Raw genomic sequence first — 21,223 nt, 5'->3', positions numbered from 1 at the left:
CCCTGCTGCGCGGCGGCTGTACATGACGGCGACGCCGCGGATCTGGCAGGAGCGGCCGAACTGGGAGGTTGCCGCGGGTGTGCGGGATGCGTTGCCCGAGGAGATGGCGGCGAGCATGTCCGACGAGACCCTGTTCGGTCCCGTGCTCTACAAGCTCAGTCTGGCGTCCGCGGTCTCGCGCGGGCTTCTGGCGCGGTACCAGATCATCGTGATGGAGCTGACCGACCCGGTCGTCACGCCGGAACGACTGCGGGGTGAAGAGGGCCGGGAGGAGGAGGTGCGCGGGCAGCGGCTCGGCGCCCTCCAGGCGGCGCTGTTGCGGACGATGTCGGACCATCAGCTGCAGACCACGATCACCTTTCACCACCGCACGATCGAGGCCCAGGCCTACGCCGAGGGGCTGGAGCGGGTCGCGGGGAAGCTGCACGCCGATGATCCCGAGCGGTACCCGGCCCGGATTTGGGCGGACTGGTTGTGCGGCGAGCACGTTCCCGAGCGCCGGTGGACGTCCTGGGCAGCTTCGCGAGCACCGGTCGGCGGGCGGTGCTCTCCAACTGCCGGGTCCTGGGTGAAGGCGTGGATATCCGGGCGGTCGACTCCGTGGCGCTGCTGGACCCCAAGGGTGCGCCGCACGACATCGTGCAGGCCATCGGTCGGGCGCTGCGGCAAAAGCCGGGTGAGGGGAAAGTGGCGTCTTTGATCGTGCCGGTGTTCCTCAAGCCCGGTGAGGAGCCGGAGGACATGTTCACCTCGAGCTCCTACCGGCCGCTGGTGAAGGTCCTTCAGGGGTTGCGGGCGCACGACGAGGAGGCCGTGGAGCTGCTTGCGATCCCGCAGGAGCCGCAGAAGAACGTCGTGCAGCCGTCCGTGCATATCGGTCCGGCCCCGGACGACGGCGAGGACGAGTCCCGGCTGTTGCTGCGGTTCGCTGCCCCGCGGGATCCGGCGATGGTTGCCCAGTGGGTGTCCTTCAACGTCATCGACACTGAGCGGCAGGATTGGGCGCGCGGCTGGAGTGCTCTGAAGCGGTTCGTTGACCGCGAGCAGCACGCGCGTGTCCCGTACGAGCACAAGGAGGGTGCTTACCCTCTCGGGCAGTGGGTGGCCGAGCAGCGGCGCGCGTACGGGGCCGGGCAGATGTCCGGTGCGCGGGCGGAGCGGCTGGAGCAGCTCGGCATGGCGTGGGACGCCGCGGACGCCGGCTTCGAGGAGAACCTCGCCGCGGCGCGGGTGTACTACGAGCAGCACTGGACGCTGTGCGCACCACGGGCCGCGACGTCGCTGGGCCGGCCGATCGGGCAGTGGCTGTCGAATCTGCGGCGCCCCGGAGCCCTGGCCGGCCATCCCGAGCGGGCTGAGGCGCTGGCTGCGATCGATGAGCACTGGAACCCGGCCTGGGCGACGGGTTGGCAGCGCCACTACGCCGCCGTACGGGCGCTGTTGGCGGAGGGGACCACCCTCTGCGAGCTACTGCCCGGCGTCACGGTGCACGGCATGGACATCGGCAAGTGGCTGGAGAGGCAGCGCCGGCACGCCGTCTGGCACGGGCTGATGCCCGAGCAGCGTGCCCTCTTGAGTGAACGCGGCATCGAACCGTTGCCCACGCCGAAGCTGACGCCCCAGAAGGCTCGCAACGACGGCTCTGGCGCCTTCGAGCGGGGCATTGCGGCCCTGCGCCAGTACAAGGCCCGCACGGGCTCCGTAACCGTTCCTAGGGGCCACAAGGAGGAACTGGAGGACGGCACCGTGATTCAGCTCGGGGTGTGGCTGGCCAACACCAAGACCCGCCGCGCCAAGCTCGGTGAGGACAGGCTCACCCAGCTCGCCGAACTTGGCCTCAACTGGGCCGTATAGGGGGCGAGTTCGGCTTAGAGCCGCAACGGTCATGTGCCATGGCGCCTTTAGAAGGAAACGTCGAAGTATTCGATGTTGTTGATGGCTACTTCGAGGTCTTGGGCGCGGCGGCCGCCGTCTTTGAAATAGGTTTCTTGGATTCCTTCGGCGACGATGTCGCGCATCTGCTGGTCGGTGGCGCCTTGCTGGCGGGCGTCGAAGAGGCGTCCGGCGTACTCGGGCGGCAGGTGGACGGTCAGGCGGCGGAAGCGGCCGTCGTCGGTGGTGCCGATGGGTGCGGTGTAGCCGAACTGGGCGCGGGTCTCGATGGTGATGCCGGTGCTGGTGGCTGCTTGCCGCTGTTGGCGGTTGCGGATTCGGGGCTGCCAGCGGGCGCGTACGGCAGAGTCGATCCGGTCGGCGATGTGCGCCGGCGGGTTCTTGCGGGCGCCGCGGCGGTAGCGGTTGACGGAGTCGGGGGTTACGCCGATCTCGCTGGCGACGGCCTGGGTGGTCTTCAGCTGCTTCAGGAGGAAGTTGACTCTGGCCTGGGTCGACTTGGGCGGCTCACGGGTGAAGGCCTCCTGCCCGGCGCGCTCGAGGGCGTCGTCGATCTCCCTCACGGCTTACTCTCCTTCCTCGAGGACGGCGTCGCCGCCCTTGATGTGCCGGGCGGGGTTGTAGCCCTTCTCCATCAGGTCGACGGCCCACGCCATCTCCTGCACGCCTTCGACCTTGCACAGCCCGGGGGTGGGACCGAGGCGGAAGGTGCCCAGGACCGGCCTGCCGTCCTCTTGGCGTGGGAGGAAGTCCAGCGGCGACGGCCCGGGTGAGGGGTAGACGACGCAGTCGGAGAGAACCGCGAGCGGGTACAGGCCGCTGGTCTCGGCAGTCTTGGCCATCTTGCGGTGCATGTTCACCCGGGCCTTGGCGATCACGGCGGCTCGGATGTCCGGTCGCCAGGTGGGGCGATCCAGCGCCGGCCAGGGTTCGCCGTCGCGGTAGTGGCGGCCCTGCGGGCCTTCGCGGAGCTTGCCGATGCCGCCCTTGACGGTCGACTTGATGGCCGAGAGCACCATGGCGAGGCCTGGGTCGGTCTGCTTGTGCTGCTGCATTGCTGCGAGGAACGCGGCCTCGTCGACGTCCTTGCCTGTTGGGACGCCGAGGTCGGCCATCGTGGCCACGTAGGCGGTCTTGAGGCGCTCGTGCCACGGGTCGAGGTAGGCGCCGGTCTCGTGCCGGACGAAGGCCTCGAGCGGGGTGATGGTGTAGCCGAGCTGCTCGGCGTAGGCGACGGTCTGTGTGGCGTACCAGGCCGGCCCGTCGGGGCGCTGCCCGGATGGGGTGAACGGGTTGGGGAGGCGGGGGTCGAGGTCGATGTGGGAGAGGTCGACCAGCCATGAGCCCGGGGTCTTCTTGTCGAAGACGGGCCGGTCGACGTGCTCGGGCTCGCCCAGGCCGACGGTCAGGCGGGAGGCGGCTGCGAGGAAAGCGGTGTTGATGTCCAGCCCAACTGCGAAGGGCAGCAGGCACTCCTCGTCAGCGAGTAGCTGCGGGTCGCGCACCCACTGGTGGGCCTCCTCTTCCAGGAAGCCGCGGTCCCAGCCCTGCGCGACGGGGTGTTCCGGTCGGGCTTCCGGCGGTGCCGGGTCGATGGGACGGGTGCCGAGCGAGCCGGGGTTGTGGCCGGACACCCAGTTGCCGGTGTTCTCGTCCTTCACAGCGCGGGTCGGTGGGCGCAGGGCGGTCATCAGCTCCAGCCCGGAGACGGCGGTGGAGCCGCGGGGTGTGAGGACGCGGGTGGCGTACACGCCCAGGACGCGGGCGAGTTGGTCCGGCGGGAGCTGGTCGGCGCCGGCCCAGGCGCGGTCATCGAGGGCGTGCCAGGGCAGGATCGCGAGCTGCACGCATTGCCGCTGGCCGCCTTCGGCCGGCCGGTAGATCCGCGGCCAGGGGCCGAAGCCGCGTTGGGTGAGCTGCCATTTCGCCTTCGTGAGCTGCTTGACGATCGGGTGGTCCTCGTCGAGGCGCTGCGAGCGGCGCTCGGTGAAGCCATCCAGGCGGGCCGGGAGCCCGAACCGCAGGGCGGCAGCTTCGGTGAGGACGATGAGCGGGTCTGCGTCCTTGCCGTTGCGGTGCAACCGCTCGGCACCGAGACCCGACTCCCCAGGGTCCACTCGACCAGCTCCGGGATGGTCTCAGCCGGGCAGTGCAGCACGAGGTCGTCGACGGCGTACGCGCAGCCGTCGCCGTCGAGCACGGCGAGCGGCCCGTGGGGGAAGCGGGAGTCAGTCGCCGGCGCAGCCTTGCGTGTAGCCGACCGACGCGAGGCCGACGGACGCTTCATGGCGGGCTTGTTGGCGCCCGTCGGGTGCGCGGGTGCCGGCACCGCTGCGGCGTGCGGCTCGGCGGCAGCGGTGAACGTCTCAGGTGCCGGTGCAGCGGGCGCGTCCGTCGCGGGGGCGGGGTACTTCTGCGCCCAACCCTCCAGGAGGCGCAGGTATGCCTGTAGTTGCGGTGGTCGCGGCTCTGAGCGTCCGTTCTCCCAGTTTTTCACCGTCTGCGTCGTCTTCTGCAGTGCTTTGGCCAGGCGGGCCTGGGTGACGCCGGCGGCCTCACGTAGTCGGCCGCGCTCCGCCGGGGGCGGCAACTGCGGCTCTCCTGCCAGCAGTTCATCCACCGCCTGGAACAACTCTTCTTCACTGGGCATGCATTACCTCCATTCCCACACCCTAACAGTATTTATCCATCAAACCCACTTTCAATTTATCCTTCACTTGGACCTTGAGTCGCGCGAACTTGGACCCCACAAGGCCGAAAGATCAGCCCAACGCGGCAGGGCATTCCCTGGTGCAGTGCGAGCACGTCGACGCCTGGCACCCTTCGCCAGTCCGGCGTCGTCGGCGGGGGGTCCGGTGCTCAAGTCGACGACGGCTGCGGGTAGTTGACCGCGAAGCGCGACGCGGTCGGGCTTGCACAGCTCGTCTTCGAGGGCCCCGCCGACCGGCAGGATCACGCAGCCGCGCTCCACGCACGTGCCCGCGTTGGTACCTGCGGCCGCGGCCGGCGGCCGCCCCTGCGCGGACACAAACGCAAGGGACCGATGAAGCGATCAACGCCTCCACCGTCATCGGCTGCTGTCGCCCCTCGACCCGTTCACCCGGCTCGGACTGGCCGGACTCTCAGAAGGTGAGGCGGAAGGGCGAGCTCCGAGCAACTAACTGACACGTCACCCCGTGAGGTTAGACAGCCATGAGTTTGCATGATCGGCTGCCGGGCCCTGTGCGCCGATCTTGCCCAGCCGACTGCAGATCGCTCCTTCATTGCGCCCGAACTCCGCGACCAGCTCCTGCAGTGAGGCGCCCTGTGCGCAGCGGCTGGCGAGGAGTTCGTCGTCCTCGGGCTGCCATCGCTTGTATGAATTGGGGTGTGTCCGGCGCCGGTCCTCCACGCTGTATGCCTTGGACGGGGCGGGGGCCGAGGGAGGGGATGTGCGCCGCGCCGGCTCAGGTCTTCGAACACGGGAGCTCCTCATGGGGTGTTCGGGGCGGTGACACAGCGCCTTGCACGGTGGCCGACAGCAAGGTTGTTGGTTGGCCAGCAGGGACAGGCATGTCGCGTCCTGCTGGCCGGGATGTGAGGGCAGTGGGTGGTCAGGCGGCGTGGCCAGCTGTGCGGCCTTGGTGATGTCGCTGGGGTCGGCGGAGCAAGTCGTGGAGTGGGGTGCCTCTTTCGGCCCAGGTGCGCAGGCGGTCGCGGTCGATCCAGTGGACGTGGTGGCGGTTGCCCCATGCTTGGGCGTCGCGGGTGAGGGATCCGTTGGTGACGACGACGGCGGTCTCGGCGCGGTGGACGGGGCCGGCGGTTCCTTTCACCTGGTACATCACCGAGGAGCGGACCTTGCCGGCGACTGTGGTGTGCTTGGCCTGGATGACGAGGCGGCCTCGTTGCCCGTGGGTGCCGATGACGTCGGCCGCCTGGTCTCCTTGCTGGCCGACTCTGCGGGCCGTCCAGCCGTCCCCTGATGAGGAGATTTCGCAGGACCTGTTCGAACTCGCGGTCGTTCATCGCATCGATCTCGGCCAAGGTGACCCGTAGGCGGGCGAGATTCGCGGCACGCAACCGGGCGGCCTGGCGCGCATGAAGTGCCCGCCAGGCGCCGTACATCGAGCCGATGGTCGCCAAGGCGGCGACGAAGGGCCAGGCGACCGTTCCGGCGGCAACAGCGGTCTTGACCAGCAAGGTTGCTGCAGCCAGGGCGACGAGAGCGGCCGCGCTCCACTCCCCTCTCCCCCGGGGCCTGCGCAGGTGGAACCCCCGAGCGGCCATCAGCGCTGCGCCGGGGCGGAGTTGGAGGGCTTGGGTGCGGGGTGCTGGGGTTCGGTGGCTTCACCGAAGCCGATCACCTGCCCCCACAACCACACCGGCGAGCAGCCCTGCGATCATCCAGCCGCTCATCTTCTTCCCGCCGCGGCTCGGGTTGCGGCGTATGTGGGTGCGGACGGTGTGATACCCCTGCGGTGCCATACGTGTCTCCATTTCTTCGGCAGGACACCGGATGTGGTCCCACGTCTGAAAAAGAGTTAGCAACGAGCACCGACAAACCCGCGGAGATGATCTAGACCGGCAGCAGGTATTGGACAAGGAGCCACCGGATGTTCGAATGCGTCGGAGTCCAGAGCGGTTAACTGCGAATACCCCAGAGGCTGCCGGGCAGTCAGTGACGGTTCGTCAATGTGTCCCGCACAAGCGACGGAACGTGTGTGGAGAAACGGGCTGGCCCGGCCTGTGAGCGGCGAATGGCGTGAAATCGCAGCCGTGTTCGAGGTCGACATTGCTGCTGATGCCGAGCGCGCGGCGCGTCCCGGTTGGTGCCTTGTTGTCGTGGCAGGCGGTGTTCTTACGAGGGTTCGGCGTGGTTGTCGGCAGGCACCGGGGGTAGGGCCGGGGGCTGGGAGCAGCCGGCGGTGGGTGGTCAGGCCGTGGGGGGCGTGGGCGGGGTGTGGTCCTCGCAGAGGGATGCGAGGAGGTCTCCGACGGGTGCGCCGAGGGCGTGGGCGATGGCGTGCCAGGTGGCCAGGGTGCCGAGGTGCGGCCTTGTTCGATCTCGATGAGGGCGCGCCTGGCCAGGCCGGTGCGTTCGGCGAGCTCGTCGTAGGTCCAGCCGTGTTCCGCCCGCCTGCGTGCGAGCTCCATGCGGAGAGCTTCGAGGTCAGGTCGGGCGGGAAGATCGTCACTCAGTTATCGCACGGTGCAGACCCCTGCCCTGTCAGTGCAGACCCCTGCCCTATCTGACGCGATCTCAGGGAGTCGCCGGGAGGGCAGAGGTCTGCACTACAGTGCCCGCCGCCTGGTCCTCGAGAGGCGGTTCGCCCACGTCGTGCTGAAGGAGTGCTGAGACCATTCCGGCCCGTATCCCACCCCCTGCTCCCCCACCGCCGCGTATCTGGACCGTCCAGGTGCTCCCGTCCTCCGGTGGCCCGCAACTGCGCTGCGGCCTGTGCGGGATCCTGCCCGCGCCCGGCGGCGGAGTGCGGGAAGAGGTGCTGGCGCATCCTGCCCGTCACGCCCGGGAGAATCCTCTCGCCCCGCATCTGCGCACCTGCCGCTGCCGCGAGCCCGGCTGCACCTGGCATCCGCGGCGCCGGGGCTGTGACGGGGAGATTCTCCTGGTTCTCAGCCGCTGCGGGCATGCATGGCGTCTGGCCGACCTGTGTCACGGCTGCGCCGCGGTCACTCCCCACACGGCTCCGGTCGCGGAGGGGCTGGGCGAACCCGCTGCTTCCGGGCCGGGGCCGGTCGAGGGTGTGGTGCCGTGCGGCTGGGCGCAGGTGTGGGAGGAGGATGAGCAACCGTGGTGGCCCGTGCTGTAGGGGCATCGGGCTGTTACGGCGCAGGTGAAGGAGTCACCGTGGCGTCCGGGCAGTCGTCGGCGAGGTGCTGCAGTTCGGATCGCTCTGCTGCGTCGGCGGCCAGTTTCCATCGCAGTTCGGTCTGCACCCAGTCGGTTGCGTACAGGCAGTGGGTGGAGGCGGCGGGGGGAAGCCACTCGGCGGGGTCCTGGTCGCCTTTGGAGCGGTTGGTGCTGAGTGTGACGGCGACGAGTGAGCGTTCGGCTTCCAGGTCGTTCGCGTAGTGTTCCCGCTCGGTCGGGCTCCACTTCGAGGCGCCTGAGTCCCATGCCTCGGCGAGCGGGACGAGGTGGTCGATGTCCAGGTCTCCGTCGCCGGTGACGGTCTTGTCGTCGTAGTACGACGTCCATTGCCCGCCTGTCAGGCGGCACTCCTCCCTTGGTCGGGTTTTTTGTTGCTTCTGACAGGAGGACTCGGCGTCGACCCACAGTTTGAACTTCTCGCGCTCCTAGCCGTTTCGGGATTCGTTCTTGACCGTCAGCTGCTTCACGGCCGCGGTCAAAGGACGGGTGCCGGCGGACGGGGTGGGGACGTTCGCCGGTGGTTTTTGAGGTTGCGGGCCGTGTGATGTTCCGCCGGTGGTTGAGCAGGCGGAGCACCGCGAGGCAGGAAGCGAGAAGGAGACCGAGGCGGCGAGTGGTCATGTGGCACTCCCCTCTGGCTCAGTGTCGGCCGGTAGTGGTGTGGGGCGAACGCCGCACCCGACAGTGTTTGTTGCTCTTCAGCACGGTCGTGAGCAACGGTCCCCTGCTCGATCGCGGTGAAGCGGGCATGGATGCGATACCCCTTTGCTTGCGGGGAGTCACCGCGAGTCCGGCATCTTTTGAGTCTTCTGACCAAACCGGGGCTCATGGCCAGGGTGGGTTTTCTCCGCGATTCTCTCCCCACGTGACGTGGGCTCAGCCGTCTTCATGCCGCATGTTGTGTCTGCTGGATAGGGATGCGCACGGCAGGCATCGGGCTGACCGGCGCCCGGAATGGAGGGGGCCTCTTGGAGATTCTGAAGCTGTTTGTGTGCACTGAACGCATCGTGCCCCAGCTGGCGCCCGGTGACCCGGAATTGACGTGACGGGACTTGGCCGATCATCATGTTTCTTTCTGTCAGGTGAACATCTGGGAAGGGAAATGTCATGGCGCAGCGGGTTGTCACTCTCCTCATCGATGATCTTTCGGGTGAGGAATCGGAAGACGTCACGAATGTGCAGTTCTCCGTCGCCGGCACGGATTTTGAGATCGACCTCAACGACAAGAACCATGGCGAATTCATGAATGCCTTGGCGCCCTACATGAAGAACGGTCGGCGTATCAAGCGCAGCCGGAAGGCGGGCAAGGGTCCCGGGCGGGCGCCCTCAGCCGGTGGCAGCAATGAGACGGCGAAAATCCGGGAGTGGGCGAAGGAGCAGGGGTTCGAGGTCAATGAGCGGGGCCGGGTTCCTGCGACTGTTCGTGAGGCGTACGAGAAGGCTCACTGATCCGCCGGAAGGTCTGGGGGCGGCGAACGGGGGAACCGCCTGAATGGCGTCCGTGGGCACGACTCAGAACGACGGGGACTTTCTCTGGCGCAGCGCCGTGTGGAGGCTGTGCGTGTCTGTTCGGCTGGGCCTGGCCGCCCATGTCCGCCCCAGGGTGGGCGCGGTGGCGTGAAATCGTCTATGGCCCGGCCTGGTCTGAGGCAGCGGCGGCCGGAAATTGCCGGCGACTCGGGGTGTCTCACTGCACCTTCGGCGGCGTCGCGAGGTGTCGTGTCCGGGAGCGGGACGAGGTGTGGTGCTGGGGCCGTTCCGCCTCGGGATGACTGTTGAGGCGGCGGGTGCTCCATGCGAAATGCATTATCCGGCTGCATTTCGGAGACAGCGGACATTCTTTGTGGCGGGCCGCAGAATCCGTTGTCGGAGTTCGCGCATGCACAGTTAATTGGTGTGCGGCGGTGGTAGATGTGTCAGCGAACCATGTGCCTGCGGGGTCTGTCCAACCTGGAGGCGCGGGGCGCGTACGGCAGATCGCTGACCAGGCCGGCCAGGGTGAGGCTCCGGGCGGCCGGCCGTTGCCACAAAGGGGGCACCGTCGTGTGGGATCGCATTGCTTCGGTGGAGTACGCGGGCCGGGTCGGGGCCGGCTGTGTGGTGGCCCCCGGTGTCATTCTCACGGCGCGTCATGTCGTGGAGTACACGCCCGGTTTCGAGAACGAGCCGCGCTTCGTGCAGATTTCGAACCATGAGACTGAAGGGCCGCGTGCCCGGGCCGAGTTGGCGTGGCAGCGCGGGGATGTGGCACTGCTGCGGTGCCGTCCGCGGGATCTGGGGCAGGAGTTTCCGCCGGTGCGGTGGGGTGAGTTGGTGTGCACGAAGCCGCCGGCGCCGCGGCCGGAATGTTCGGTGGTGGGGTTGCCGCACGAGGCGATGCTGCGTGTCTTCGGCGAGTCCCCCGAGCGTGAGCCGCAGGGAGTGGCGGGCCGTATCAGCGGCGTCGACAATGCTTCCCGCCGCTACGTGTTGCAGGTCGACCACCAGGTGCCGGAGCATCTGCGCGGGGAGGGCTTGCCCTGGCAGGGCATGGCGGGAGCAGCGGTCTTCTGCGGTCAGGTGCTGATCGGCCTCGTCGCGGATCCTCCCTCGGGGTGGAGTCACGGGCGTCTGGAAGTGGTGCCCGCGCGGCAGTTGCTGGAGGACCGCACGTTCTGCGACATCCTCGCCGCAGCCGGGGGCGGGGTGCGGCCGCGATTGGAGGCGGCGGACCTGGATGGGCTCTTCGAGAGCATGCCGCGGCCGGTCGCGGCGGCTTCGTATCTGCTCTCCGCTCGGTCCGAGGTCGTCGAATTCCTGGGGATGGATGCGGAGATCGGTGCACTGGCGAGCTGGTGTGCCGCGCCGCAGGCCGTGGACGTGGCTGTCCTGCACGGTGGGGACGGTTCCGGGAAGACGCGGGTGGCGGCCGAGTTGGCCCGCCGTCTGTGCGAGCGGCGTGCGGAGGCGGAGTGCGATCCGGGTGGTGGGGACGTTCCGTGGACGGCGGGGTTTCTCGCTGATGCTCCGGCGTGGCATCCGGCGCCGTATGGGATGTTGCGGCATCTGACGCGGCCGGCGCTGATCGTCATCGACGATGCGGAGGGCCGCCTCGACCAGGTCGAGGAGTTGCTGGACACGTTCGCCGGGCATCAGGCGCCGCCGGGGCGGCGGATACGGGTGCTGCTGACGGCCCGTTCCGTCCGGGGCTGGTGGGAGGAGCTGCGGGGGCGTCATCAGGGTGTGATCACCGGAACCGAGGTGGTGCTCGGCCCGGGCGCGGTCTACCGGCAGTACACGCCCGCCCAGGTGCAGGAACTGGCCGAACTGGCCTTCAGTAAACGGATTCTGGCGCTGCACCGGGCCGGAGTGCGGGACGACTGGGACGCCTATGAGGCGGCCGACCGGCGCGCAGCCCTCCCTGCTCCCCGTGAACGCCGTGACGACGCCGGCGGGGAGGGCGTGCCCGACGAGAGGGCGCCGGGGGTGCTGGGTGTCCACATGGACGCGCTGGCCGGTGTGCTGCTGCAGGCGCCCGGCGAGCCCACCGACTCGCATCCGGCGTCGGTGACGCTGCTGGACCACGAGTTGCAGTACGTGCGGCGGGGCGCGGCGCGCGAAGGTCTGGCGGAGCTGGCCCCGGAGTTGCTGCGGACGCTGGTCACGGTGCAGGGCATGGCCGGTGCGCAGGACAAGGAGGAGGCCGATGCCGTCGTCACGACGGCCTGGGAGTTCCATCACCGGGGCGCTGCCTGCCCGTTGGATGCGGACATGCTCCTGCGGCTGCGCCGGGCCGCCGCTCAGCTGTATCCGGCGCTGGACGGCGGCTACTTCTCCGGCGTCCGGTCTGCGTCGCTGACGGCCGCGCTGATCGAGCGTGCCCAGGAGGAGTCCGGCGGCGGCTTCCTCGATTTCGTGCTCCCCTCCCCCGGTCTGTCCCCGCGTCAGCGCCGGCAGTGCCTTGCGGCCATCGCCCGCTCGGTTTCCGCGCAGCCGCGCCTGCTGGAGGGCGCTACGAGCGCGATCGCCGCGCACGGTGAGGTTCTGGCGGGTCCGGCGGCGGGGATCGCGCGGCAGCTGCCCGAGCCATGGCAGGTGGCGTGGCTGAAGTCGATCGAGAAGGCCTCTCCAGGGCGTGCCTCTTTGGCGGGTGCGTCACCGTCCGTCGCGCAGCCCGCAGCCCCCGCAGGCGTGGGCGCGGGGTCTGCCCGCGAGGAGACGGTCCTGGATGGGTGGGCCGGTCCTGCCCACGGGGCGACTTCGGTTGCTGCCGGGGATGGCGAGCCTGAGGCAGTCTTCGGGCCGGTGGTGTCCGTGTCCGCGGCCGAGTCGGGGTCCGGCGAGGCGCACGAGGCCGGATCCCAGGCCGGATCCCAGGCCGGATCCCAGGCCGGATCCCAGGCCGGGTTCCGGGCGGTGCCCGGGCCTGTGGTGTCGGGGACCGTCCTGCCCCCGCCCCCCTCCCAGGAGCCGCGGCAGGAGCCGATGCCGCTGCCGGCTCCTCTTGTCGGTGAGACCGTCGGTCCGGGCCGGCACACGGCCGCCGCCACGCACACGCACCCCCGCCCACGTGTCCGGGCGCCGGGGCGGACGAGGTCGCAGAGGTTCTGGGATTCGGTCAACACCGCCGGTGCGCTGCAGCTGTTGGTCATGATCTCCATCCCTCTCGCTGTGCTGGTGAGCGTCATCTGGATCAATCGCTCCACCACCTGAAGACCCCCCACGGGACGGCCGGCCGGGATCCCCCTTGGGGTCTCGGCCGGTCACTCAGTCCCTCGTGGGGCAACGGGCCGGGTGCGGGCGGGAATTCACTGCATTGCCGTGTCACTGCATTGCTGTGAATGCGGGGCCGTTGCGGGGTCCTTGCCTGTCCGGGGTGAGGGTGCAGACCCCGGTGTCTTCTTTTCTGATCCGGCGCGGGACCCGGTGCGGGGTGCTGTGGGCGTGGATGGTGTCCTCGTAGCCGGGTACGTGCTCACGTGATCGTGATCCGCTGTGCACGGACCCGCCCAAGACACATCACTTCAGAGAGGAGTCGACATGTCGTCGAAGCGCCGTCGCAAGAAGAAGGCACGTCGCAAGAACGCGGCCAACCACGGCCGCAAGCCTCAGACTTGAGGATCCGTCCCACGCAGGCCGGGCCGGATCCCGGCCGCACGGGGCGCTGAAGGGCCGTCCACCGCACGGGAACGAGCGGTGGGCGGCCGCCTGTGTGTGCGGGCGGTGTGCGCCGCCGGCGCAACAGTCACCGCCTCCCGTCTTTACAACGTTGTAGCGACGCAGTACACATGCTCTGCCGCCGACAGCGTCCGGGAGGACAAGTGACAGCACGGAGAGCCGGATCCCGCATCCGCCAGGCAGTGGCAGGCCTGGCCCTGCTCGCCATCGCCGCCGGCCTGCCGCAGGCGTTCGGCTCCAGCGCCTCCGCCGACCCGCGGCCGTCCGCGGCAGGAGCCGGCTCCCGGCACACCTACGTCAATCCGGTCTCGCGCGGCTTCGCCGACACCTTCGCCGATCCCGCCGTCATACGCGGCAAGGACGGCTACTGGTACGCCTTGGGAACCACGGATCCGCTGCGCAGCGGCGAGGGCAAGCCGCACTCGCTGCCCGTTGCGCGATCGACGGATCTGGTGCACTGGTCGTACGTCAACGACGCGCTCGGTGAGCACAACGAACCGGAATGGGCGGCCAGGGACGCGGCCTACTGGGCGCCGGACATCAGCTACCACGACGGCCGCTACTGGCTCTACTTCGTCGCCACGCAGACGAAGGTCACCGGCGAGCAGGACGACAGCGCCATCGGCGTGGCCACCGCCCCGAGCCCGGCGGGCCCCTGGAAGAGCCACGACGAACCGGTGGTCGCGCCCCGGCACGGCAGCGGCGGGCAGGACGACTTCCTGTGGACGTTCGACCCGGCACACGTCCAGGCCCCGGACGGGCGGCGCTATCTGTACTACGGCTCGTACTACGGCGGGATCGAGGTGACGGAGCTGTCCGGCGACGGCACCCGTACCAAGGGCCGCCCCACGAAGGTCGCGACGGACAATCGCTTCGAGGGCGCCTACGTCATCCGGCGGGGCGGCTGGTGGTATCTGTTCGCGTCGTCCGGTGACTGCTGCGCCGGTCCGACGACCGGTTATTCGGTCTTCGTCGGCCGTTCCCGGTCGGTGCGGGGTCCCTTCACGGACCGGGAAGGCGCGCCGCTGACCGCTTCACGGACGGGCGGGACGATCGCGCTCACGCCCAACGGCAACCGGTGGGTGGGCACCGGGCACAACGCCGTGGTGAAGGACTTCGCCGGGCAGGACTGGATGGCCTACCACGCCATCGACCGCGCCGAGCCGTATCTCGACGAACCTTTCGGCGTCAATCGCCGTCCGATGCTCATCGACCGCCTCGACTGGAGCGGCGGCTGGCCCGCCGTGCGGGGAGGCAAGGGGGCTTCGGAGGGCAGGCAGCTCGCGCCCGTCGCTTCGCCAAGGGCAGCTGCGGGCAAGGGTGTTCAGCGTTCCGACGGCGGACAGGGCGCCGGCTCAGTGGTCCCGCGGCCGGGCCGTGTGGACCCCTCCCGCAGCGACGAGTTCGACGGCGGGCAGCCCGGCCCCGGATGGGAGTGGGTGCGCGAGCCCGCGGGTCGGGTGACCGGCGGCCGCTACGTGTGGCCGACGCAGGACGCCGAGCTGCACAAGGACGAGAACACCGCGTCGCTGATGCTGCGGGAGGTGCCACGCGGCGACTTCACCGTGGAGACGAAGCTGACCATCGACCTGGGCGAGCAGACCGTCCGGAACTATCAGCAGGCCGGGCTGGTCGCCTACGCCGGCGACGACAGGTATCTGCGCCTGGCGCACGCCGCCATCTGGAACACCCGGCAGACCGAGTACGGCAAGGAGGAGCCCTACGCCGATGACATCGCGTACGGCTCCACGTCCGTCGGCCCGCCGGCGCGCACCACCTGGCTGCGCCTGAAGCACACCACCGCTTCCGGCAGCGGCGAGCACCGCGTCCAGGCCTTCACCAGCCGTGACGGGGAGAAGTGGATCGCGGGCGGCACGTGGACGGTTCCCGCCGGAGAGCGGCTGCGCTTCGGGCTGGCCTCGATGGGCGGGAAGGGAGCAACGGCACAGTTCGACTACTTCCGCCTCTACAAGCGCTGAGCGCCACGGCCGCCCCGCCGGTACACGGACACGGACACGGCCAGGGCCAGGCCGTCCCCTCGGACGGTCCGGCGCGCCCGCCGCCGTACAGCGCTCCCGTCCGTGCATGACACGGCCGCAGCACGGCTACCCCGGAAGGCAAGAACCACGAACCCGAAAGGACCACGAACCCGAAGGGAAAGCGCTGATGATCTCGGAGACGGTCTCGGTGGCGGTGCCCGGCAGTGTGGAACTCCCGGGCGACATGGAGGTACCCCCCTCCCCGCGCGGTGTCGTGCTGTTCGTCCACGGAAGCGGCAGTTCCCGCCACAGCCCCCGCAACCGCGCGGTCGCCGAGGACCTGCGGCGGCAAGGCTGGGCGACCTTGCTGACCGATCTCCTCAGCGAGGAGGAGGAGCGCACCGACGCGGTGACCGGCCAGTACCGCTTCGACATCGCCCTCCTCGCCGAGCGGACCGTGGCAAGCGTCGACTGGCTCAGCAAGTACCCGGTCACCGAGGCACTCCCAGTACACCTCTTCGGAGCGAGCACCGGCGCAGCGGCGGCACTGGTCGCCGCCGCAGCACGATCCGGCCCCATCGTCTCGGTCGTCTCACGCGGCGGACGACCCGACCTGGCCGGAGACACGCTGGAACGCGTCAACGTGCCCGTACTCATGCTGGTCGGCGGACACGACGAACAAGTACTACAACTGAACCAGGACGCCGCACAACACCTCCACCCCGAACACCGGATCCACATCATCCCCGGCGCCACCCACCTCTTCGAAGAGCCAGGCGCACTGCAACAGGTCGCAGCCGCAGCCCACGAATGGTTCCTCCACGCCGCAGAAACCCAACTCAACCGCAACAACCCCCGATAACCCACATTCTTGTGGGTTGAATTGGCGGCGTAAAATGATCTTGGGTGGTCAGGGGGTTCTGCAAGTTGAGGGTCGTGCCACTCTTCTTGCCTGATTTGTCTGGATGTATGAATCTCTTAGGGTTCTGTGCTCTTCAACACCACTGGTGCAGTGCCGCACTGGTCTCATGATCTCCAGTTCTCTCACTGCGCTTGTCAGCGTGATCTGGATCATCGGCCTTCGGATCCATGGCCGACCTGTCATCGAAAGAACCGAACGAACCCGATGAGTTCGTGGCCCGCGGCAGGTCGAAGCTCGTGACACCCGAGGAAGGACACTGCCATGTCAGAGCTTCTCGTCGACTTCATCACCTCCCTCGACGGCAACGCATCGGGAGAGGGCTGGCCCGGGTTCTGGGGCCTCGAGGGCCCGGAGTACCTCGCTTGGCTCGGCGAGCAGCCCGAGGTCACCTACCTCATGGGAGCGAACACCTACCGTCTGATGTCAGGCTTCGCCGCCGGCGAGGTCCCGAGTGGCCAAGACGAGTTCAGGGCCGAAGAAGAGGCGTCCGTCGACGAGCTCACGCAAGCGTCCAAGGTGGTGTTCTCCTCCTCGCTCGAGGAGCCACTGACGTGGGCCAACTCCACGCTCGTCCGCGACGACGCCGTCGAGACGGTGCGCGCCATGAAGGAGAACGGCTCGGGGCTCCTCAGCACGATCGGCAGCCTCAGCCTGTGCCGGTCCCTGCTACGGGCCGGACTCGTCGACCGCTTCCGGGTCGGGATGTTCCCGGTGATCACCGGGGCCACGGGCGCAGAACGCATCTACGACGGCTACCCGGACGTCGCCCTCGAGATGATCGAGCACCGGACCTTCGACGGCCGCATCCAGCTGGTCGAGTACAAGCCACGCGTGCTCGAGCATCCGCCGCTCGGCGCCCCTGCGTGAGAAGTCGCCCCGTCCGCAGGTGTCGAACGCACCGCCGGCCGCCTCTTCCAACTGGTCGACCGATCACGGTCGTCACGTACCTGGCGCCTGAGCCGACCAAGGCAGTGATGGCGCTGGGCGCCGGGACGATGTGGGACGCCGACTTCGCGCCCGGACCGAGGGTTGGGCCCTCTACGCCGCAGTGCGGACGCTGCCCATGCCCACCGAGCCGCTGGCGCGGCTCTGGCACGGGGCCAACCAGCTGTGCAACACGGCTGAGGCCCGCATGCCGTCGCCACACCGGGGTGGGCCCCGAGCACTGACTACGATGAGGCCCGTGCGACCGGTCATTGTACACATCGAGGTGCCCCAGCCGCGGGAAGAGGTCTACGACGTCCTCGACGTCCTCGCGGCGCACGAGGAGTTCACCAACCATATGCTGCGCAACTGGGACTGTTCCGGACCCGCGCGCGGTGTTGGAGCCACGGCCCGCGTGACGGCTGTCGTCGCGGGCGGCAGCGAGAGCATCGACATCGAAGTTGTCGCGGCGCAGCGCCCGTTGCGGATCACCGAGCGCAACACCGGCGCCGGCGGACGGCGAGTCGCCCACGGCACGTATCTCCTCAACGAGCTTCCAGGCGGCGGCACTCGGATCTTCTTCAAGTACTCCTGGCAGACTGCGCCCCTGAGTGAACGGCTGGCCGCTCCCCTGATCAGATGGCTGCTACGACGCGCCAACCAAAAAGCCCTGCGACGCCTGGCCGGCCTGCTCGACAACAGCACGCAGTAGACAGGCCACACGCAGCACAGAAGGGGTCGGTAGGCATGCGAGTCACGGTCGTCGGCAGCGGTGACGCGTTCGGATCGGGAGGGCGTTTCCAGACCTGCATCGCGCTCGGACCCGACGATACCCAGGCGGCCTCCCACACGCTCATCGACTGCGGCGCCACCAGCGCCGTCGCGCTCAAGCAGCAGGGATTCGACCTGAACCGGATCGAGACGGTGCTGGTCACCCACCTCCACGGGGATCACTTCGGCGGGATCGTGTTCCTGATCCTGGACGGGCAGTTCCGCCGCCGCAGCATCGACCTGACGGTCATCGGCCCGCCGGGGACGCAGCAGCGCCTGGAAGAGGCGATGGAAGCCAGCTTCCCCGGGTCGACGCAGGTGACCCGCCGCTTCGCGGTGCGTGTCCTGGAGCACCAGGAGCGCACCCTCAGGGTGACCGGCCGGTTCACGGCGGTTCCTTTCGAGGTGCGTCACGCCTCGGGAGCGCCCTCGTATGCGATTCGTGTGGAAGACGCCGACAACGGGGCATGTATCGCCTACTCCGGCGACACCGAATGGACCGACGCACTCCTCGACGCCGCCCAAGGCACCGACCTGTTCCTCTGCGAGGGCTACGCCCCCGGCCCGGTGCGCTGGCACATGGACCTCGCCACGCTCGAGGGGCAGCGCGGCCGGCTGGAGACGCGGCGCCTGATCCTCACCCACCTCTCCCCCACCGCACTGGAGGCGGACCTGAGCGGATGGGACATCGCCCACGACGGGCTGGCCATCACCATCTGACCTCCGTCACGGTCCGCGTTTCCGTCCCAGTCGGGCAGCCCCGGACCGGGTGCCTGCTCCGGGTCACTCTGCTCCGGGCTACTGCTCCTGCGTGTAGTGGCCCCAGAGGCCGAGACCGATCAGAAGCACCAGTCCGGTGCCGAGGCCGTAGGGGCCGGCGGCAGCGGTCACCCGCTCGGCCAGAGAGGGTGGTTCAAAACCGTGACCCCGGCCGATGTCGGCAGCCAGACGCTCCACCGCGTCTTCGTCCTCTCCGCTCACGCCATCCTTGGCCGCGAGGGATTTCGCGAGTCCGATGACCCGGGCGGTCTCAGCTCCCGTGAATTTCCCGCCTGAACCTGCCGGGCTTCCCCCGATCCCGGGGACCAGACCGCAGTAGAGCAGTTCCCCGCTCTTGCGGTCGAGAACGAGCCCTTTGATTCCGGAGTCCGGATCCTTCGAGCAGGCCTCGCCGACCGTCGAGAAGGCCACCTGATACGGCGAAGCGGGTGTCTTGATCATGTAGTGGACCAGGAAACCCACCGCCCCGATGAGAAGGGCGACCACGCTCCCACAGAAGACGGTGACAATGAGCAGGTTGGAGCGCCTCTCGGGACCATTGAACCCCGCGTTCGACCTGTCCGGTGTGCCCGGCACGCATCCCCCCGATGTTCCCGACGACGGCAGCGAAGGCCGCCGCCCGCTCCCCATCATCCAGCCGGATGGCCGACGCGAGAAGCACAAACCCCAACCCGCCATGTGTTGCCCGGGAGTTCAGCGCACGGCGGTGAAGGCGACCAGGCTGCGCAGCTGACGGCGTTCCACTGCGGAGAACAGACCGCGCAGGGCCTCCTCGATACGCTCCAGCTGCTCCTCCGGCAGACACAGACTCCGCGCGATGCGGCCCGGCGCGCTGCCGCCGTGCCACGCGATGACGGCCTGCCCTCCCGGACGCAGCACCCGGTGCACCTCCCGTACCCCGGCCTCCAGATCGGGCCAGAGGGCAACGTTGTTGACACACACCACACGATCCGCGCTGCCGCCCGCCTCGCCCGTCTCCGCCGCCGTGCCCAGACCTAGGACGACCCGCCCCTCACGCACGGCCGCACGGTTCGTGCGAGACGCGGCTCGGCGCATCTCCGGTGACGGGTCAACGCCGCGGATCTGCGCGGCCCCGGTACGCGCGGACAGCAGACGCACCAGGGCGCCCGGCCCGTACCCGATCTCCAGCACCGCATCGCCCGGCTGGACGTCGAGGAGGTCCAGTACGTCGTCCTGCTTGTTGGTCCACAGCATGAACCTCCCGGCCAGGCGCCCCAGGACCCCGGCGGGACGGGCGAAAGGCGAAGTCACGGGCCCGCCGACGGCCCACGAGTGCGTGTCGCTGTTCATGGCGCCACCCTGGCGCTTCAAGTCGGCTTGAAGTCAAATGACGCCTATGGAACTCGTGGAAATCGGCGAAGCGGCCCGCAGAGTCGGCATGGCCACCTCGGCACTGCGCTACTACGAGGAGCGGGGCATCGTGACGCCGGCCGCCCGCCGTGGCGGCAAGCGCATGTACGGGCCGCAAGAACTCCACATGCTCGCATTCGTGCAGTTCATGCGGCGTCTGGGACTCAGCCTGGAGGACACCCGCGCCGTCCTGCAGGACTCCGGCACCCAATGGCGCCAGACCGTGAACGGAACCCTTGCCGCGCTGGAGGCATTGATCGCGCAGGCCGAGGGGGCGCGGCACTTCCTGCGGCACGCGCTGGAATGCCCGGCCGAACACCCCGTCACCGGCTGCCCGTTCATGGTCGAGACCCTCGAGCGCGCTCTCGCCGGTGTCTCCTTCGAGGAACTCGCCGCCGAGCACGGTCATGAAGTGCCCCCACCTGGAAAGGCACTCTCCTGGCCGCAGCCGGTGCGGTGCAGCCACACCAGTGCAGAAGGAGAGCACGGCAGGCATGCGTGAGCTACGAGTGGGCCTCGTCGTCGCCGGCGGGAGCCTGGGAGGTGTCGCGGCGGCGCTGGCCGCGTGCCGCCGCGGACACCGGGTGCTGCTGATCGAGGAGATGGACTGGCTCGGGGTTCAGCTCACCTCACAGGCCGTGCCCCCGGACGAGCACCCCTGGATCGAGCAGTTCGGCTGCACCGCCCCACACGTCGCGGCGCAGCGCCTGAAAGTACTCCTGCGTCACCGCGTGACCGCCGCCGTCCGCGACGGAAACTGGGTGGAAGCCCTGCAGGTCGCCGGGCCCGACGGCGAGGCCCTCTCTGTCTGCGCCCCGTTCTTCCTGGACGCCACCGAGCACGGCGATGTGCTCCCGGCCGCGGGCGCCGAGTTCGTCATCGGAGCCGAGGGCGCCGACGAGCACGGCGAACCGCAGCACCGACCGAGGCGCAGCCGGCCAACATCCAAAGCTTCACCGTGACGTTCGCCCTCTCCCACCACGACGGGGAGGACCACACCATCGACCGCCCCGCCTCCTACGAACACTGGCGCACCTACCAGCCGGACTTCTGGCCCGGCCCCCTGCTGGGATTCCGGGCCCCGGTGCCCAGCACCCTGGAGCCCTACGAACGGTGACTGGACCCGAACCCGCCCGGCGACCCCATCGACGAACTCGCCGACCCCACACGCGACATGGGCGACCGGGAACTGTGGATGTTCCGCCGCATCCTCGCCGCCGGTCTGCACACCCCCGGCTCCTTCGGCTCCGACATCACACTGGTGAACTGGCCGATGAACGACTACTGGCTGGGCCCGATCGTGGAGACAAGCGACCCGGAGGCGGCCCAACATCTGGGCCAGGCACGGGAGTTGAGCCTGTCGCTGCTGCGCTGGCTGCAGACCGAAGCACCGCGCAGGGACGGCGGCACCGGCTTCCCCGGCCTCCGACTACGACCCGACGTCACAGGGACCGCGGACGGCCTGGCCAAGGCCCCCTACGTGCGCGAGTCACGCCGCATACGGGCGCTGCGCACCGTCACCGAGTCGCGATCGTCGCCGACCGGGGTCTG

17 protein-coding genes and 4 pseudogenes are annotated in these 21,223 nt (G+C 69.1%); 13 read left to right on the top strand and 8 right to left on the bottom strand.

Going from position 1 to position 21,223, the window contains the following annotated elements; translation table 11 throughout:
* Positions 1-474: 474 nt before the first annotated feature.
* Together G4Z16_RS33415 and G4Z16_RS33410 are read left to right on the top strand one after the other, a co-directional pair.
* A pseudogene (locus tag G4Z16_RS33415) lies at positions 475-609 on the top strand (hypothetical protein); the annotation flags it as partial.
* 78 nt (positions 610-687) lie between these two features.
* The gene (locus G4Z16_RS33410) at positions 688-1,854 is read left to right on the top strand and encodes a helicase associated domain-containing protein (RefSeq protein WP_425508192.1); all 1,167 of its coding nucleotides are present in this window, start codon (positions 688-690) and stop codon (positions 1,852-1,854) included.
* Positions 1,855-1,901: 47 nt separating this feature from the next.
* Here G4Z16_RS33410 and tpg read toward each other — a convergent pair whose 3' ends face one another.
* The 5 genes and pseudogenes from tpg to G4Z16_RS32140 form a co-directional block, all read right to left on the bottom strand.
* Positions 1,902-2,456 carry a telomere-protecting terminal protein Tpg gene (gene tpg, locus G4Z16_RS32160; RefSeq protein WP_197354054.1) on the bottom strand — a complete coding sequence of 185 codons (555 nt, stop codon included), beginning with the start codon at positions 2,454-2,456 and terminating at the stop codon, positions 1,902-1,904.
* A gap of 3 nt (positions 2,457-2,459) precedes the next feature.
* A pseudogene (gene tap, locus G4Z16_RS32155) lies at positions 2,460-4,543 on the bottom strand (telomere-associated protein Tap).
* 943 nt (positions 4,544-5,486) lie between these two features.
* Positions 5,487-5,798 (bottom strand): restriction endonuclease, encoded by a 312-nt coding sequence (locus G4Z16_RS33160; RefSeq protein ID WP_343070950.1) that lies wholly within the window; start codon positions 5,796-5,798, stop codon positions 5,487-5,489.
* 424 nt (positions 5,799-6,222) lie between these two features.
* The gene (locus tag G4Z16_RS32145; protein WP_246531184.1) at positions 6,223-6,360 is read right to left on the bottom strand and encodes a hypothetical protein; all 138 of its coding nucleotides are present in this window, start codon (positions 6,358-6,360) and stop codon (positions 6,223-6,225) included.
* A gap of 448 nt (positions 6,361-6,808) precedes the next feature.
* Positions 6,809-7,029 (bottom strand): annotated as a pseudogene (locus G4Z16_RS32140) (helix-turn-helix transcriptional regulator).
* Between the two features lie 263 nt (positions 7,030-7,292).
* Here G4Z16_RS32140 and G4Z16_RS32135 point away from each other — a divergent pair.
* On the top strand, positions 7,293-7,706 hold the full coding sequence (locus G4Z16_RS32135) for a hypothetical protein (protein ID WP_197354053.1): 414 nt from the start codon (positions 7,293-7,295) through the stop codon (positions 7,704-7,706).
* A 13-nt stretch (positions 7,707-7,719) separates the two neighbouring features.
* Here the strand turns inward: G4Z16_RS32135 and G4Z16_RS32860 are convergent, their stop codons facing one another.
* Positions 7,720-8,049, bottom strand: coding sequence for an HNH endonuclease family protein (locus G4Z16_RS32860; protein ID WP_425508191.1), 330 nt, complete (start codon positions 8,047-8,049; stop codon positions 7,720-7,722).
* Between the two features lie 826 nt (positions 8,050-8,875).
* Between G4Z16_RS32860 and G4Z16_RS32125 the strand changes: the two genes are divergently transcribed.
* The 8 genes from G4Z16_RS32125 to G4Z16_RS32095 all read left to right on the top strand — a co-directional run bounded on the left by G4Z16_RS32125 (position 8,876) and on the right by G4Z16_RS32095 (position 18,241).
* The gene (locus tag G4Z16_RS32125; RefSeq protein WP_197354052.1) at positions 8,876-9,217 is read left to right on the top strand and encodes a histone-like nucleoid-structuring protein Lsr2; all 342 of its coding nucleotides are present in this window, start codon (positions 8,876-8,878) and stop codon (positions 9,215-9,217) included.
* 462 nt (positions 9,218-9,679) lie between these two features.
* A complete protein-coding gene (locus G4Z16_RS32120; protein WP_343070928.1) occupies positions 9,680-12,460 on the top strand; it encodes a trypsin-like peptidase domain-containing protein in 2,781 nt (926 codons plus the stop codon).
* Positions 12,461-12,787: 327 nt separating this feature from the next.
* Positions 12,788-12,865: a 50S ribosomal protein bL37 gene (locus tag G4Z16_RS33435; protein WP_484600488.1), complete on the top strand. Its 78-nt coding sequence runs from the start codon at positions 12,788-12,790 to the stop codon at positions 12,863-12,865.
* Positions 12,866-13,068: 203 nt separating this feature from the next.
* Positions 13,069-14,904, top strand: a complete 1,836-nt coding sequence (locus G4Z16_RS32115; RefSeq protein WP_197354050.1) for a glycoside hydrolase family 43 protein — start codon at positions 13,069-13,071, stop codon at positions 14,902-14,904.
* Positions 14,905-15,091: 187 nt separating this feature from the next.
* A complete protein-coding gene (locus G4Z16_RS32110) occupies positions 15,092-15,766 on the top strand; it encodes a dienelactone hydrolase family protein (RefSeq protein WP_197354049.1) in 675 nt (224 codons plus the stop codon).
* Between the two features lie 321 nt (positions 15,767-16,087).
* Positions 16,088-16,693, top strand: coding sequence for a dihydrofolate reductase family protein (locus tag G4Z16_RS32105; protein WP_197354048.1), 606 nt, complete (start codon positions 16,088-16,090; stop codon positions 16,691-16,693).
* Positions 16,694-17,009: 316 nt separating this feature from the next.
* Entirely contained in the window at positions 17,010-17,462 is a 453-nt protein-coding gene (locus tag G4Z16_RS32100; RefSeq protein WP_197354047.1) for an SRPBCC family protein, read from the top strand.
* A 35-nt stretch (positions 17,463-17,497) separates the two neighbouring features.
* Entirely contained in the window at positions 17,498-18,241 is a 744-nt protein-coding gene (locus G4Z16_RS32095) for an MBL fold metallo-hydrolase (RefSeq protein ID WP_197354046.1), read from the top strand.
* Positions 18,242-18,319: 78 nt separating this feature from the next.
* Here the strand turns inward: G4Z16_RS32095 and G4Z16_RS32090 are convergent, their stop codons facing one another.
* Together G4Z16_RS32090 and G4Z16_RS32085 are read right to left on the bottom strand one after the other, a co-directional pair.
* A complete protein-coding gene (locus G4Z16_RS32090) occupies positions 18,320-18,787 on the bottom strand; it encodes a hypothetical protein (protein WP_197354045.1) in 468 nt (155 codons plus the stop codon).
* Positions 18,788-18,994: 207 nt separating this feature from the next.
* Complete coding sequence (locus tag G4Z16_RS32085) at positions 18,995-19,612, bottom strand: class I SAM-dependent methyltransferase (RefSeq protein WP_197354044.1); 618 nt, start codon at positions 19,610-19,612, stop codon at positions 18,995-18,997.
* 46 nt (positions 19,613-19,658) lie between these two features.
* Between G4Z16_RS32085 and G4Z16_RS32080 the strand changes: the two genes are divergently transcribed.
* Positions 19,659-20,174: a MerR family transcriptional regulator gene (locus tag G4Z16_RS32080; protein ID WP_197354043.1), complete on the top strand. Its 516-nt coding sequence runs from the start codon at positions 19,659-19,661 to the stop codon at positions 20,172-20,174.
* Positions 20,167-21,197 (top strand): annotated as a pseudogene (locus G4Z16_RS32075) (FAD-dependent oxidoreductase); the annotation flags it as partial. The gene G4Z16_RS32080 and the pseudogene G4Z16_RS32075, both read left to right, overlap by 8 nt.
* Positions 21,198-21,223: the final 26 nt, after the last annotated feature.

Source organism: Streptomyces bathyalis, assembly GCF_015910445.1.
Lineage (GTDB): Bacteria > Actinomycetota > Actinomycetes > Streptomycetales > Streptomycetaceae > Streptomyces > Streptomyces bathyalis.
The sequence above is the reverse complement of the archived record's forward strand: the minus strand, read 5'-3'. Positions and strand labels throughout refer to the sequence as shown.